Raw genomic sequence first — 15,698 nt, 5'->3', positions numbered from 1 at the left:
TTCACGGGTGGTTATGACTTAAGGAATAGGAATGAAAAGTAAGAAGTTAAAATTATACTCAATGAAAATCTCTTCAAACCACATCAGCGTCGCCTTGCAGTCTGTATCTTACTGACCAAGCTATGGTGGACTTAGAATAGGTGATTTGGAGCGTCCTAGCGGCTAGGAAATGCTGATCATAGTCCTTTGCTGAGGATAGGGTGTTTCAATATTCAACACTCAACACTCAACTGTTGACCTAATTGATAGGAAGGGAATTACTATAAAATACTCAGGTTTCCATCATATTTCTTGAAACGATTGTGTAATTAAAATGTAACAATATTGTAACATTGGCACAAAAAGGTGTTGTACATATATAAATGTAGTATAACTGTTTCTCTATTTGTTAAAAAATAGGCTGTATTAAAAGGTTTTATATGTCTGTGCATATATATATATATATATATATATTGTCGCTTTTTTCTTGCCTTTCCTGACTCTATCTTGTCAGCGAGGAGGTTGACTTGTATGTCAGAAGTGTTACTATATGATTGATATATTATCGACTGTCGGCTTTTTGCGCGCTTTCTAAGCTCGGGGAAGCTCTCAGATGAGGAAAGGATTCACTTATGTTCAAGAAAAAGAATGATGGCAATGGAGAGAAAATTTTCCGTTATTCCATTCGTAAATACCATTTTGGGGCTGCTAGTGTTGCGGTTGCGGCATTGATGTTTTTCGCAAATGGGGTGCAAGCGCAGGCACCTGCAGTATCTTCGGCAACAGCCAGTGATGTAGTTGCTGGATCTGCTGGAAATTCAGATGGGGAACCACAGGAGTCAGATGGGGAAGAGCCAGAGAAGGTCTCTCAGACTGAACCGTCGGCTGAGCTCCAGTCTGCAGGGGAGTCAAACTCTCCAGAGACTAAAATCGAGGACGCTAGTAAGGGGCAGGAAACAGCTGGCCTTGTTCCTACCAAACCAGAGACGAAGCCAGCTGCTCAAGAAACTTCTCAAGGAGGAGCAGTAAAAGAGCAAGACCAGCCCACATCTGCCACTAAAACGACAGAAGCTAAATCACTCCAAGGCAATCTGCAAGCTTTGTTGGAAAAACTAACTCTTAGCTCCATGAAAGCGCTCCACGATGAAGTGGAAGCAGGTCTAGCAGCAGCTAAGGCAGTTTTGGACGATCCAAAAGCGACGTAAGCGCAGGTTGATGAGCAAGTAAGAGCTATGGAAGAACTGACGAGCCGTGTCAATCAAGCCTTGGAGCCATCGCTACCAAAATTGACAGACTTGGGTGAAGCAAGTTCGACAAATAATAAGCTTGTCGAACCAAACGGAACTGCAACTGAGCAAGCAACTGGTGGAAAGCGTCGTAAAAGAGGGGGAACAATCGAGCCTGGAGCAGTTGCGAACCAAGTTAGTCCAACTGATGGAGGAAAGGAAGCAGCACCTGAAGCCAACTCTCAATCTACTCCACGAGAACTCCCAACCTACACTAATACGACAGAAGGTGAAAACGGCGTCTATAGACTAAAAGATGAATTAGAGTCTATTGTCAAACGACTTAAAGAAAATCAAGCGTCGGAAGATAAAATCCAAGCAGCAAAAGCAGCAGCTGATAAGTTCAATGAAGCCTTTTCTAAAGGCGATACCATCAGCCAAGAAGATTTTGCCGCTGCCCTAGTCGACCTGAAAAAATCCCGAGACCTCATCGAAGGAGTGCTGGAAGAAAAATATGGTGAGGAAACTACAGCTGGAGGAGTAACTCCTCAACCACGTGATGGTGGCTACTCTGACTTTCGTAGTTCGAGAGTTACAAGAGCTGCAAGAGCTGGCGAAAACTACTCTGAAGCCTTTAGAACAGCTCAAGAAAGTTATTTTGAGAAATCAGGTGATAGGGGAAATTCTCCTTATGATAAGTATACCTATGTTTTCTATTCAAATAGAAAATATAGAGATAACTCAACGAAGTTGGTATCAGAGGCTGAAAAATATATTAAAGCTACAGTAACATCAACGGAAGATGGATTTCATTGGGATATTGAAATTAATAATCAGCACAGGAGATTACCGGGGAATACACAAGTTTGGTTTACTGTTCCTTCGGGTCAAGAATTTAAACACAATTCGGATGCTTTTAGCATAACAGAAAAAAGTGGAGGAACTACAACTAGATCTCCAAATACTAGTAGTATTTTAGAACTACTTAGAGACTCAAGAGCGCAATTTGGTAGGGTTACTAAAGGGACTACGACGTCTACTGGCGTTAATAATAGATTCACATTGAATCCAATGCCGTCTGGAAGTCTAAACGATTTGGCAAGGAGGGGACCTAGAGGAACCAATCCTTATGAGAGACGAGCTGAAAGCCGAGAAAATCAAAAGGTTTCAGATGGAAAGTTTGACATTATCAATTCAAGTAGAGGAGAGTTATACTATTTTGAATTGCCCAATAGTGACAGAAAATATAGATTGTCATTTAATACCGTGGGAAATAATGATGTTAAAAAACTGGTATATGCTTTTGGATTAAGAGGCAGAGAGGGGGCCGAATTATTTCTTGCAAACCAATGGCATGCCAGAACATATGCCGAGGCAAAAGGTGATGCTAAGGATGAAATAGAGAAAGCGAGACAACGTAAAAATGATAGCCTTGGTAAGAATGGAAGCCTTTCGTCTGTAGAGCGAGATGGTGCTACTGCAATAGTTAATACCTATGCACGTCAAGCTACACGCGATATTGAAAATGCCGACAGCCTTATTAAGGTGGATGATGCCTTGCACAAGGGGTTGGAAAATATTAACGGCGTGAACCCGATAGGGAAAGATTTGCCAAAAGAAGCTATCAAACAAGCCGCAAATACTAAACGAGGTGAGATAGACAAACAAGCAGGCTTAACAGATGAAGAAAAAGCTACAGCTAAGCGAACAGTAACAGAGAAAGAAACAACAGCAGTCTCAAACGTAGATACAGCAACAACAAATACAGCGGTAGATACAGCCAAAACTACAGGAGTTACTGAAATTAATAACGTTACAGCCACAGGAACTAAAAAACCTGAAGCAAAAGAAGCTATCAAACAAGCCGCAAATACTAAACGAGGTGAGATAGACAAACAAGCAGGCTTAACAGATGAAGAAAAAGCTACAGCTAAGCGAACAGTAACAGAGAAAGAAACAACAGCAATCTCAAACGTAGATACAGCAACAACAAATACAGCGGTAGATACAGCCAAAACTACAGGAGTTACTGAAATTAATAACGTTACAGCCACAGGAACTGCTAACACTCAAGCTAAGCAAGAACTACGCAGAAAAGCTGACGAGAAGAAAAACGCTCTAGCAGGAACTCCTCATATCACAAATGAAGAGAAGGAAGCCGCTAATCGTCAAGTAGAGGCAGCAGTTACAGCAGCGGAAGCTGAGATTGATAAAGCTAAGACACAAACTGATGTAGAGAATGCGAAGACTGCTGGTATTGCTGAAATCAATAAGGTCACAGCCACAGCAAGCGCCAACAATGGTGGCAATACTAACACCGGTGGTAACACCAACAATGGTGGCAACACTAACAATGGTGGCAACACTAACGCTGGTGGCAACACTAACACCGGTGGCAACACTAACAATGGTGGTAACACTAATAACGGTGGCAACACTAATAACGGTGGCAACACCAACACCGGTGGCAACACTAATAACGGTGGCAACACTAACACCAGTGTGACACCACCAATCCGTAACCGGAGAAGTGTAACCTTTGCTGGTGGCACTCAATCGAGTCAAGAGAAACAGGTTGATAAATCCGTCTTAAGAGATTTGATTGGAGACTTGGAAACTCGTTTGAAAGACTTGGATGGTATTGATCAATCTGTCATCGACGCTGTGAAGATCATTCTCGGAGAGGGTCAAGAAGCCCTTAGAAATACTGACTTGACGGAAGCAGACTTGAGAGAGATGACTGCTAAGATCAAAGAAGCACTCGAATCCTTGAAAGGTAAGCAAGCGACTAAGGATAAAGAGGAAATGCAAGAAACAAGCAAAGAGCAAGGTCATCTTCCATATGGTACCATGATTGCTAGCCTGCTCGCCCTTCTTGGTCTCCTTCTCTTCCTCATCGCTCGTCGCAAGAAAGAGTCAGAACTCAAGAAATTGACTAAGGAACTGACTAAGGTTCTGCAAGAAAGCGACCTTACAAATGTAGATGCGAAAGTCCTTGACCAAGCACGAGAAGCTCTCGCTCAAGCAGTTGCCTTCCTAGCCAATGAGAAAGAGTCTGACCACACAGAAGAGGAGTTGATTGAGAAACTAAAAGCTGTTCTTGCTCAGTTAAGATAAGTCAAACTTAGCCGAGTCGGAAACCAGCTAGAATAGTGATTGATAGAATGTTGGAAAAACTCAATTTGAGGTGAACATTCAGAAAATCTTTCTCTGATAAAACGCATAATATCAAGCTTTTTAAGGCAAGGTATTATGCGTTTTTATCATTTTGAAACTTTTTGTTCCATCCTTTTTGTGATATTTTTCCCTTATTTCACAAATATTTCATATTTAGATTTTATAATAAGTTATAGTTCAGTTTTTACTATACTTTGATATTCAAATATGTTATACTATGATTATCAAAGTAAATGAAAGGGGTTACGAACATGACGCCAGAAGAAATGTACCTGACAGATCGATTGGACGTACAGATAGCTCATTTTTTAAAGAAAAGCGTTCAACATCGTAGACGCTATAAGGTATTAAAAATAACAGAAATCGTGGCAGGTTTCCTCATAGCTGTCTTTTGTGCTGTTCCTATGCCAGGTGATCGCTACCGTTTGATTTCGGTTGCCTTATCCAGTTTAGGCTTGCTGTGTGAAGGGATTCTCAATTTGTATAATGCAAAGGAACATTGGATTTCTTACCAAAAGACTGCGCAACTCCTGGAGAGAGAAAAATTCCTCTATCAATGCCAAACAGAGAAATATGCAGGAAAAACCAAGACTTTTGCCCTATTTGTCAAGACATGCGAAGGTCTTATCTCAGAGGAAATCAACCAGTGGGAAAGTATCCAGTCAAAAGAAGTGGCAGCTAGTGCAGATGCTCCAGAGAAAAAAGAGTAGGAGGTGGAGGAAATGTCTCAATCCAGCTACCTATTGCCCTTGCTCTGGTTAAAAAAAGAAGCCGACAAGGAAAAGATGAGCGCAACTCAGTGCCAGATATTTTTCTTTTATTATCAACTGTTTGAACTCTTATTTGCTAGAGAAAGCGACTTGAGAGACTTGTGTCTGGGAAGGCAAGGTTTTTATTTCTCGCAGTTAGAGAAAGATTTGCTTTCTGGAGTTTCCCACTTTTTAAAAAACTTGGAGGGCAAGGGGACTCTCAAGGCTAATCAAGAAGTATCAGCTCGCAAAGCCCTTTTTCTAGCCTTGACAACTAGCCAGTCAGATTGGCAAGCTTTGGCTCCTGTTTTTGATTTTTATCAGACTATCGGGAGACTTGAACATCCTTCTCTCTTGAGTTCTCAGGACAGACAATATCTGATGTGGATTTACCAGTCAGCTTTGGAGAAGGATTATAGTGTCAAGGTTATTGGCGACAAGCATTTTGTATTGAAGAGACAAGATGCTACTAAATTGACAGGGCGCCAAACTCAAACTTTGGAAACACTGAGTCAATCAGAAGACTTGGTCAATCCTGTCTATGTTACATTAGGAGAAAAGGGGGTGCTCTTGCTTGATTAAGAGAGGAGATGTTGTAGCTCTTTATTTGCCTTTTCCGACTATTAGTAGCGATTTGGCTGTGAAGAATCATATGTATATTTGTATTGACAACAGCATGACTAAAAATAAAGAGTTGGTTAAAAATCAGACCTTCAAACCAGCTCTCTTGACCAGACGTTTGGTCAAGAACTTTATGATAGAAGAGCCGGATCTAGCTCGTAATCCTTTTACAAGACCAACCTTGATTGACTTAGATAAGGTATTTATGTTGGATAATACGGTCATTCCGACTTCTTATCTAGCTAGACGGCGACGCAATGTCTCAGAAGAATTGTACGAGGAAATTTTGGATCACTTAGTCCAACCACGGCTGATTTCGCTGAACAAGTCTGAGTTTATGCAACTCAATCCAGGAACTTATTAGGAGGAAGAATATGGCAAATAAAGCAGTAAATGACTTTATATTAGCTATGGATTATGATAAAAAGAAACTCTTGACCCATCAGGGAGAGAGTATTGAAAATCGTTTCATCAAAGAGGGGAATCAACTACCCGATGAGTTTGTTGTTATCGAAAGAAAGAAGCGGAGCCTGTCGACAAACACAAGTGATATTTCCGTGACGGCTACCAACGATAGTCGCCTCTATCCTGGAGCGCTTCTCGTAGTGGATGAGACCTTGTTAGAGAATAATCCCACTCTTCTTGCGGTCGATCGTGCTCCGATGACTTATAGTATTGATTTGCCTGGTTTGGCAAGTAGTGATAGCTTTCTCCAAGTAGAAGATCCCAGCAATTCAAGTGTTCGCGGAGCGGTAAACGATTTGTTGGCCAAGTGGCATCAAGATTATGGTCAGGTCAATAATGTCCCAGCTAGAATGCAGTATGAAAAAATCACGGCTCACAGCATGGAACAACTCAAGGTCAAGTTTGGTTCTGACTTTGAAAAGACAGGGAATTCTCTTGATATTGATTTTAATTCTGTCCATTCGGGCGAAAAGCAGATTCAGATTGTTAATTTTAAGCAGATTTATTATACAGTCAGCGTAGATGCTGTTAAAAATCCAGGAGATGTGTTTCAAGATACTGTAACGGTAGAGGATTTAAGACAGAGAGGAATTTCTGCAGAGCGTCCTTTGGTCTATATTTCGAGTGTTGCTTATGGGCGCCAAGTCTATCTCAAGTTGGAAACCACGAGTAAGAGTGATGAAGTAGAGGCTGCTTTTGAAGCTTTGATAAAAGGAGTCAAGGTAGCTCCTCAGACAGAGTGGAAACAGATTTTGGACAATACAGAAGTGAAGGCGGTTATTTTAGGAGGGGATCCGAGTTCGGGTGCCCGAGTTGTAACAGGCAAGGTGGATATGGTAGAGGACTTGATTCAAGAAGGCAGTCGCTTTACAGCCAATCATCCAGGTTTGCCGATTTCTTATACAACTTCTTTTTTACGGGACAATGTAGTTGCGACCTTTCAAAACAGTACAGACTATGTTGAGACTAAGGTGACAGCCTACAGAAACGGAGATTTACTTTTGGATCATAGTGGTGCCTATGTTGCCCAATATTACATTACTTGGGATGAATTATCCTATGATAATCAAGGTAAGGAAGTTTTGACTCCTAAGGCTTGGGACAGAAATGGGCAGGATTTGACGGCTCATTTTACCACTAGTATTCCTTTAAAAGGGAATGTTCGCAATCTCTCTGTCAAAATTAGAGAGTGTACCGGACTTGCCTGGGAATGGTGGCGTACGGTTTATGAAAAAACCGATTTGCCACTAGTGCGTAAGCGGACGATTTCTATTTGGGGAACGACTCTTTATCCTCAGGTAGAGGATAAGGTAGAAAATGACTAGGCTCGTGATTTTAAAATGAGTCTATCAAACCGTAGCTGTAAGAAAAAGTAAAAAGGGTAGTGAAACTCCTTGCTATACAGGGAATTAGCTACCTTTTACTTGTTTTAGAAGTGCCGTTGTACTAGTCTAACTTCAGTATCATGTGAAATCAAAAAGAGCATACATTTCTGTTTCAGGAACACATAAATTACACTCTTCGAAAATCTCTTCAAACTACGTCAGCCCTATCTGCAACCTCAAAACAGTGTTTTGAGCAACCTGTGGCTAGTTTTCGAGTTTGCTCTTTGATTTTCATTGAGTAATAGATGTTTGGTTAGAAATTCTTCTATTGATTTCTTAGAATACAATAGCGCCTATAAGAACTGTTGAATTTCAAAGTATTTACTTGAACTATGATATGTCTGGAGTAGACTGTCAATAAAAGGTGCAGTATGATTGTTTTTGTCGATTATATCTACAAACTCTAAACAGTAGTTTGAGCGGACTTTGTCAAACTTGGTAGAAACTTTCTATTTTCAGATAATGGTCTAGTTTGTTTTTTGAATGTTGATAAGGATGGAAAGGCAAGACCATCTTGGCAACAAAAGTGCTATCCTAGTTGGATTTACTGAATAAAATCCATTTCCTCTAGTGAAAATCGAAAAAACTTGTGTTATAATAAGAAAGATTAAAATGTGAAAAAAGGAGATTCCTAATGGGACGTAAATGGGCCAATATCGTAGCCAAGAAAACGGCTAAAGATGGAGCTAACTCTAAAGTATATGCAAAATTTGGTGTAGAAATCTATGTAGCAGCTAAAAAAGGTGATCCAGATCCAGAATCAAACTCAGCTTTGAAATTCGTTATCGACCGTGCTAAACAAGCCCAAGTGCCAAAACACGTTATTGATAAAGCGATTGATAAAGCAAAAGGAAACACAGACGAAACCTTTACAGAAGGACGTTACGAAGGTTTTGGACCAAATGGTTCTATGTTGATCGTGGATACTTTGACTTCAAATGTCAACCGTACAGCGGCTAATGTCCGTGCAGCTTTTGGTAAAAACGGAGGAAACATGGGCGCTTCAGGTTCGGTTTCATACCTCTTTGACAACAAGGGAGTTATCGTATTTGCAGGTGAAGATGCCGATGCAGTCTTTGAGCAATTGCTTGAAGCAGATGTGGATGTGGATGATGTAGAAGCAGAAGAAGGTACAATCACAGTTTACACAGCTCCAACTGACCTTCACAAGGCTATCGTTGCCCTTCGTGAGTCAGGTATCGAAGAATTCCAAGTGACTGAATTGGAAATGATTCCTCAGTCAGAAGTGGAATTGTCAGGCGATGACCTTGAAACCTTTGAAAAACTTTACAGCGTTCTTGAAGACGACGAAGACGTACAAAAAATCTACACAAACGTAGACGGGTTCTAAATTAACCTAGCAAACATGATCCTAAGTGAAAAAATCACTTGGGATTTTTTAAATCAAAAAAATAGTTCTCTAGGAAACTTTTTCTTGACATCTCTTTTCAAAGTGGTAAAATAGTTCTCACGGAAACTTATTTAGTTCCTAGGGGAACTAAATGTGATAGTTAGAAAGGAGTTTGTATGGACAAACCGATGTTAGTCTTTAAGCGTTTTGGTCATCAGATTCACCTCATGGTGCAAAAGGAAGCCAAACGTTGTGGTATTGAATTTATGGGTGGGCCTCAAGGTCAGGTTGTACGTTTTTTGGATAATCGTGAGAAAAACCAAGACTTGGTCTTGATTAAAGATATCGAGCAGGAACTCAATATTACCAAGTCTGTTGCTAGTAATTTGGTCAAGCGTATGGTGCAAAATGGTTTGGTGGAATTGGAGGAGAATCCCAGCGATAAGCGGGCTAAATTTGTTCGTCTGACGAACAAAGCACGTTCTCAGATGCAAGAGGTTAAGGCTTTTTTTGAACGCATAGACAAGCAGTTGATGGAAGACATTGATGAAGATGAATTACTGATTTTTGAGAAAGTTCTCGGTCAACTACAGGCAAATATCAAGGGAATAGGAGGAGAGAATGAAGAAATTAGCCAAACGAATTAGTAGAAAAGAATGGGGGATGATTTTACTAGCCATTCTCTTTACTTGCTTTTCGGTCTATCTGGAGTTGGAAGTGCCGACCTATATCTCGAAAATTACGGATTTGCTAGGTAGTCAAGGAACTAATTTAGATGAGTTGTGGCAGCCGGCGAGTATGATGGTGGGAATGTCCTTTCTTGCCTTCTTGTCCGTAGTTGCAGTTGGATTTTTTGCATCCCGAGTGGCGGCTTCTTATACTAGTAGGCTGAGAAGTGATATTTTAACCGAGTTTTGGATTACTCGCAGACAGAGATTAAGAAATTCTCTATTCCCAGTCTTTTAACTCGTACCACCAATGATATTACTCAGGTTCAGATGTTGATTACTATGGGCTTGCAAGTGGTTACGCGTGGTCCGATTATGGCTATCTGGGCTATCGGAAAGATTTTAGGTCATTCAGAATACTGGATCTGGGCCGTTCTTGTGGCAGTAATTGTCAATGTTTTGATGACGACTGTTTTGATGACGCTAGCCTTTCCAAAACAGTCCTTGATTCAAAGTCTGACAGATAAGCTGAACAGTATCACTCGTGAGAGTTTAACAGGTATTCGTGTCGTTCGCGCCTACAATGCTGAAGAATACCAAAATGAAAAATTTGCAGCAGCAAATGATGAATTGACACGCTTGAATTTGTTTGTCAACCGTCTTATGGCTATTTTGAACCCTATCATGATGGGGATTTCAAGTGGTTTGAGTGTGGCGATTTACTGGATTGGGGCCTATGTGATTAACGACGCTGCTCCGATAGCGCGTCTGCCTCTCTTTAGTGACATGATTGTTTTCATGTCTTATGCTATGCAGGTTGTCATGGGCTTCCTTCTCATGGGAGCACTCTTCATCGTTCTTCCCCGAACTATGGTCTCTGCTAAGCGGATTAATCAAGTTTTAGATTTGCATTCTTCTATCCAAAACCCTGCTCAAGTGCAGCTGGCTGATGAAAACCTCAAAGGTCAGGTCGAATTTAAGGATGTGACCTTCCGCTATGCGGCAAATTCGGAGGCAGTTATCGAGCATGTTAGCTTTAAAGCAGAAACTGGCCAAACAGTGGCCTTTATTGGGTCAACAGGTTCTGGTAAATCAACTCTGGTCAATCTGATTCCACGTTTCTACGACGTGTCAGAAGGAGAAATTCTGGTGGACGGTGTCAATGTTCAAGACTATGACTTAAATGATTTGCGCAACAAGGTTGGCTATATTCCACAAAAAGCTGTGCTATTTTCTGGAGATGTCAAGGGCAATCTAGACTTTGGACAGAGTCAAGAAACACCGCTTAGTGAACAAGCTATGTGGCAAGCCTTAGAATTGGCCCAGTCTAAGAACTTTATCGAGGACAAGGAAGCGGGCTTAGAGTCAGAAGTGGCCCAAGGAGGAACCAACTTCTCAGGTGGACAAAGACAGCGTCTGGCCATTGCGCGTGCCTTAGCTCGGAAGCCAGAAATCCTCATCTTTGATGACTCCTTCTCAGCCTTGGACTACAAGACAGACCGTGTCCTACGCCAAGAGCTAGCAGAGAAAACAAAATCTATGACCAAGCTTATCGTCGCTCAACGAATTTCAACAATTATGGATGCAGATTTGATTTTGGTCTTGGATCAAGGTAAAGTCGTGGGACAAGGCACCCACAAGGAACTTCTAGCTACCAACGAAGTTTATCAAGAAATTGCCTATTCACAATTATCGAAGGAGGAATTGGAACATGGAAAATAAAAAACTGTCGCTCTGGAAACAGAGTAAACCCTATCTTGCAGGTCTCCAGTTTGCCCTTCTGATCGCCTTTCTAGCAACAATCTTATCCAATATCATTACTGTTTATGGGCCGACTCGTATCAAGGAAATGACCAATATTATTGCAAGTGGGCTAGAAACAAGTGTGGATGTCGCTGCGGTTGCAGCCATTGGTGGTTTTTTGGCCGTCATCTATGTGATTGGACTCCTATCAAATTATTTGCAGGCCTTTCTGTTTACAACAGCCATTCAACGTTTTTCAGAGCGTTTGAGAAGAGCGATTGCAGAGAAAATTAATCGTCTTCCATTAGGGTATTTTGATGGACATTCTCAAGGAGATACCTTGTCTCGTGTGACTAATGACGTTGACACTGCAGCACAATCCCTCAATCAAAGTCTGGGGACAGTTCTTTCATCCACTTTACTGGTCATTGCAGTCTTGGTGACCATGTTTGGGATGAACTGGATTTTAGCCTTGGTGACGGTTGTTTCAACCCTTATCGGTTTTATTTTTGTGTCTGTCTTTATGGGCAAATCGCAGGGATTTTTTAAGAGTCAGCAACAGGATTTGGCGGCTGTAAATGGTTATGTGGAGGAAATGTACTCTGGCCATAATGTGGTGACCAGTTACAATGCTATCGAGAGCACCAAAGAAAAATTTGCGACATTAAATCATCGTCTATATGACAGTATCTGGAAATCTCAGTTTATTTCAGGGATTATGATGCCGATCATGATGTTCATTGGGAACTTTAGCTATGCCTTAGTGATTATCGTCGGTGCAGCCTTGGCCTTAAATGGACAGATTAGTATCGGGATTATCGTTGCCTTTATGGCCTACGTTCGTATCTTTTCTCAGCCCCTTTCACAAATCGCTCAAGGGATTACTAGTCTGCAGCAGGCTAGCGCAGCCATGGGACGTGTTTTCGAGTTTCTAGCTGAAGAGGAAATGGAAGATGAATCCCATAAAGAAAGACAATTGAGCGCTATGAAAGGTCAAGTAGTCTTTGATCGAGTCTCTTTTGGTTATACACCAGAGCGAACCATTATTCATGACTTTTCTGCGACCGCTCATGCAGGTCAAAAGGTTGCCATTGTCGGGCCGACAGGAGCTGGTAAGACAACTATTGTCAATCTTTTGATGAAGTTCTATGAGATTGATAAGGGAAGTATCCGCATTGATGGCGTGGATACCAAGGAGATGAAGCGTTCGGAAGTACACGATGCCTTTTCAATGGTCTTGCAGGACACCTGGCTCTTTGAAGGAAGCATTCGCGACAATCTTATCTATAACCAGACAGGTATTAGTGATGAGCGCGTGATTGAAGCCAGCAAGGCTGTCGGGATTCACCACTTTATCATGACTCTACCAGATGGTTACGATACTGTCTTGGACGATACAGTGACCTTGTCTGTCGGACAAAAACAACTCTTGACCATTGCTCGTGCTTTGCTGAAAGATGCACCACTCCTAATCCTAGATGAGGCGACCTCTTCGGTTGATACCCGTACAGAGGAATTAATCCAGAAAGCCATGGACCGGTTGATGGAGGGAAGAACTTCCTTTGTCATCGCCCACCGTTTGTCCACTATCCGAAATGCTGATTTGATTCTTGTCATGAAAGATGGCAATATCATCGAACAAGGAAATCATGATGAGTTGATGGCACAAGGAGGCTTCTACGCTGACCTCTATAACAGTCAGTTTACAGAAGATGAAGCAGAAGAATAAACCCAAAGAAGGCTTGACGGCCTTCTTTTTCTACACTATACTAGAAGACAAGTGCTTCCCTATAAGCAATACTCTTCGAAAATCTCTTCAAACCGCGTCAGCTTCGCCTTGTCGTAGGTATATGAGTCTTATTTACAACCTCAAAGCAGTGCTTTGAGCAGTCTGTGGCTAGCTTCCTAGTTTGCTCTCTGATTTTCATTGAGTATAAAATTTGAGTAGGTAATGAGAAAATATATGAAAAATTATCAAGAATGGTATGACCACATTGCTGGTAACATTGGAAATAAGCCCTTTCTTCTGAGCTTGTTAAGAACTTTCAATCGGTTCATGACGGTAGTTATGCCTATAGTTTATCTGACCTTGTTAGCCACTACCTGTCTCCAAGAAGGACTTGGAAAACAGACCGGGATCTATTTGTTTATTCCAGCGTCAGGTTTTGTGATTTTGTCCTTTCTTCGCAAGAAAATCAATGCCCCTAGGCCTTATGAGGAATGGGATATTAAACCCTTGCTTGACAGAGATAGTCCTGGTCAGTCTATGCCCAGTCGTCATGTCTTTTCAGCAACCATTATCTCCATGGCTTGCTTGCATGCTAGTCTAACTATGGGGATGATTTGTTTGACATTATCAGCCCTCCTCGGTCTAGTGAGAGTCTTAGGTGGAGTGCATTATCCCAAGGATGTAGTAGTTGGTTATATTTGTGGTCTTGTGTGGGGTGTGCTTTTCTTTCTATTTTGACCTGTAAGTTAATACTCAATGAAAATCAAAGAGCAAACTAGGAAGCTAGCCGCAAGCTGTACTTGAGTACGGTAAGGCGACGCTGACGTGGTTTGAATTTGATTTTCGAAGAGTATAAGGCGGTCCTAGAACCACTTACGTGCCTAAAGTAACCACTTGCTTTTTTGCTCTTGTTTTCTTATTTTTCCTTTGATATAGTAGAGTCAGAAAGGAGATGGAATGAAGTTACGAATCGAAATTGACAGTAATTTAGAGGAAACTGAAATTATCATAAAGGCGGCAGCCCTGACAGATGAGATTGCGGATTTGCAACGTCTCTTGCAAGAGTCCAAGTCTCCTCGGTTGATTTTTTACAAGGGGACGGGTGAGTACTACTTAGACTTGTCAGAAATTCTCTTTTTTGAGACAGAAGGGAGCAAGATTTATGCCCATACTCAGAAAGATGCCTACGAGGTTCGGCTTAAACTCTATGAGTTAGAGGCTATCCTGCCCCGTTATTTCAGTCGAGTATCCAAGTCAACTATCGCTAATATCCGTCAGGTTTACTCGGTGGACAAGTCCTTTTCAGGAACGGGCACTATTTCCTTTTATCAGACCCACAAGGAGGTTCATGTCTCACGGCATTACCAATCCCTCCTAAAAGAAAATCTAAGAAACATGAGGTAATAAGATGAAAAAGAAAGCATTTGGTATTGTGTTACTTGTACTAGCAGCTTTAATATTAGTACAAGGAAATTTTGGAATCCCTTCTCTAGGAGGGCACATTTGGACCTTGATTGGTATTACTTTTTTTGCCTACCAATCAGTTGGAGCTTTGTTGCGTCGCCACTTAACTTCAGCCTCTTTTACAGTTCTAGTAGCCTTAATGATTGCTAATCATTTTTATGACATCTTACCTATTCCAAATCAGTCATTGTTCTGGGCTAGTATTTTGATTGTAATGGGTGTCAGCGTACTCACTCATTCTAACAGAACTTGGAATGGGAAAAAATGGTGGTATGATGGTGAAAAAAACATTCTTGTAGATAAGGAAGTTGCTTTTGGGACTGGGACTTTCTACAAGCAAAACCAAGAATTGGTAGAAGACCAAGTAGAAGTTGGTTTTGGCAATGCCAAGATATATTATGACAATGCAGAGATTTTAGGAGATACCGCAACCCTGAAGGTGGAAGTTGGTTTTGGCAATGCAGTTATCTATGTTCCCCAACATTGGAGAGTTGATTTGAAGGTGGAAACTTTCTGTGGTGTAGCCAAGGCAGATGCCCCTCTAGCCCCAACCAGCAAAACCTTGATTATCCGTGGGGATGTGGCTTTTGGAAAGTTGGAGGTTGTCTACGTTAAATAAAAAAATCTTCACTTAAACCATCCAAAATAGACGTACTAAGAGTAGGAAATTGATGCCTTGCTCTGATTTCAGTTCTATGGTTGTTAGACTTTAAAAAATGAAATGTTGCCTTTAAAAGTTGTATATTTTTCGATGTTTTGACTCTTACGTTTGATGTATCTATGTCCTACAGCGTGGATGATGTAGTATCAAATGCTTTTAAAAAATGAATGATATTGGACAGTTTTTTTGGCCTCTAATTGCTCAGGAGCCATGAAAGCAAGCACTTGGGTTTATGACAAGGGAGAATGGTATTATGTAAGTTCTTCTGGTGCCATGCTAGCGAATGATTGGGTCAAAGATAATGGCAAGTGGTATTATCTGGCTTCATCAGGTAAGATGCTTCGCAATACCTACACACCTGATGGTTATTACGTTGGCAAATCAGGTGCCTGGCAATAAGAATAATACTCTTCGAAAATCTCTTCAAACCACGTCAGCTTCATCCACAACCTCAAAAAGCTGTTTTGAGCTGACTTCGTC

Annotated in this window: 11 protein-coding genes and 3 pseudogenes; all 14 read left to right on the top strand. The window is 41.3% G+C overall.

Annotated features, from left to right (window positions below):
* Positions 1–611: 611 nt before the first annotated feature.
* Positions 612–2,801: pseudogene (locus B4W83_RS14015) on the top strand (YSIRK-type signal peptide-containing protein); the annotation flags it as partial.
* Positions 2,793–4,322, top strand: coding sequence for a DUF1542 domain-containing protein (locus tag B4W83_RS14010; RefSeq protein ID WP_461552113.1), 1,530 nt, complete (start codon positions 2,793–2,795; stop codon positions 4,320–4,322). The pseudogene B4W83_RS14015 and the gene B4W83_RS14010, both read left to right, overlap by 9 nt.
* A 311-nt stretch (positions 4,323–4,633) precedes the next feature.
* Positions 4,634–5,092: a DUF4231 domain-containing protein gene (locus B4W83_RS09430; protein WP_000186951.1), complete on the top strand. Its 459-nt coding sequence runs from the start codon at positions 4,634–4,636 to the stop codon at positions 5,090–5,092.
* A 12-nt stretch (positions 5,093–5,104) separates the two neighbouring features.
* The gene (locus tag B4W83_RS09425) at positions 5,105–5,713 is read left to right on the top strand and encodes a hypothetical protein (RefSeq protein WP_000083606.1); all 609 of its coding nucleotides are present in this window, start codon (positions 5,105–5,107) and stop codon (positions 5,711–5,713) included.
* Positions 5,706–6,116, top strand: a complete 411-nt coding sequence (locus B4W83_RS09420) for a hypothetical protein (RefSeq protein ID WP_000595757.1) — start codon at positions 5,706–5,708, stop codon at positions 6,114–6,116. The genes B4W83_RS09425 and B4W83_RS09420 overlap by 8 nt, the downstream gene beginning before the upstream one ends.
* A gap of 10 nt (positions 6,117–6,126) precedes the next feature.
* The gene (ply, locus tag B4W83_RS09415) at positions 6,127–7,542 is read left to right on the top strand and encodes a cholesterol-dependent cytolysin pneumolysin (RefSeq protein WP_001284352.1); all 1,416 of its coding nucleotides are present in this window, start codon (positions 6,127–6,129) and stop codon (positions 7,540–7,542) included.
* 694 nt (positions 7,543–8,236) lie between these two features.
* Positions 8,237–8,953 carry a YebC/PmpR family DNA-binding transcriptional regulator gene (locus B4W83_RS09405; protein WP_000532877.1) on the top strand — a complete coding sequence of 239 codons (717 nt, stop codon included), beginning with the start codon at positions 8,237–8,239 and terminating at the stop codon, positions 8,951–8,953.
* A gap of 176 nt (positions 8,954–9,129) precedes the next feature.
* The gene (locus B4W83_RS09400) at positions 9,130–9,600 is read left to right on the top strand and encodes a MarR family winged helix-turn-helix transcriptional regulator (RefSeq protein WP_000360544.1); all 471 of its coding nucleotides are present in this window, start codon (positions 9,130–9,132) and stop codon (positions 9,598–9,600) included.
* A pseudogene (locus tag B4W83_RS09395) lies at positions 9,575–11,343 on the top strand (ABC transporter ATP-binding protein). Before B4W83_RS09400 ends, B4W83_RS09395 begins: the two are co-directional and overlap by 26 nt.
* A complete protein-coding gene (locus B4W83_RS09390) occupies positions 11,333–13,093 on the top strand; it encodes an ABC transporter ATP-binding protein (protein ID WP_000428263.1) in 1,761 nt (586 codons plus the stop codon). Before B4W83_RS09395 ends, B4W83_RS09390 begins: the two are co-directional and overlap by 11 nt.
* A gap of 234 nt (positions 13,094–13,327) precedes the next feature.
* Positions 13,328–13,831 (top strand): phosphatase PAP2 family protein, encoded by a 504-nt coding sequence (locus B4W83_RS09385; RefSeq protein WP_000800906.1) that lies wholly within the window; start codon positions 13,328–13,330, stop codon positions 13,829–13,831.
* Between the two features lie 219 nt (positions 13,832–14,050).
* Complete coding sequence (locus B4W83_RS09380) at positions 14,051–14,497, top strand: LytTR family DNA-binding domain-containing protein (protein WP_000776601.1); 447 nt, start codon at positions 14,051–14,053, stop codon at positions 14,495–14,497.
* Between the two features lie 4 nt (positions 14,498–14,501).
* The gene (locus B4W83_RS09375) at positions 14,502–15,176 is read left to right on the top strand and encodes a hypothetical protein (protein WP_000725724.1); all 675 of its coding nucleotides are present in this window, start codon (positions 14,502–14,504) and stop codon (positions 15,174–15,176) included.
* A 243-nt stretch (positions 15,177–15,419) separates the two neighbouring features.
* Positions 15,420–15,617 (top strand): annotated as a pseudogene (locus B4W83_RS09370) (N-acetylmuramoyl-L-alanine amidase family protein); the annotation flags it as partial.
* Positions 15,618–15,698: the final 81 nt, after the last annotated feature.

The sequence above is a fragment of the Streptococcus pseudopneumoniae ATCC BAA-960 = CCUG 49455 genome (genome assembly GCF_002087075.1).
GTDB classification, from domain to species: Bacteria; Bacillota; Bacilli; order Lactobacillales; family Streptococcaceae; genus Streptococcus; species Streptococcus pseudopneumoniae.
Note: the sequence above shows the minus strand (reverse complement) of the source record. Positions and strands in the feature narration are given on the sequence as shown.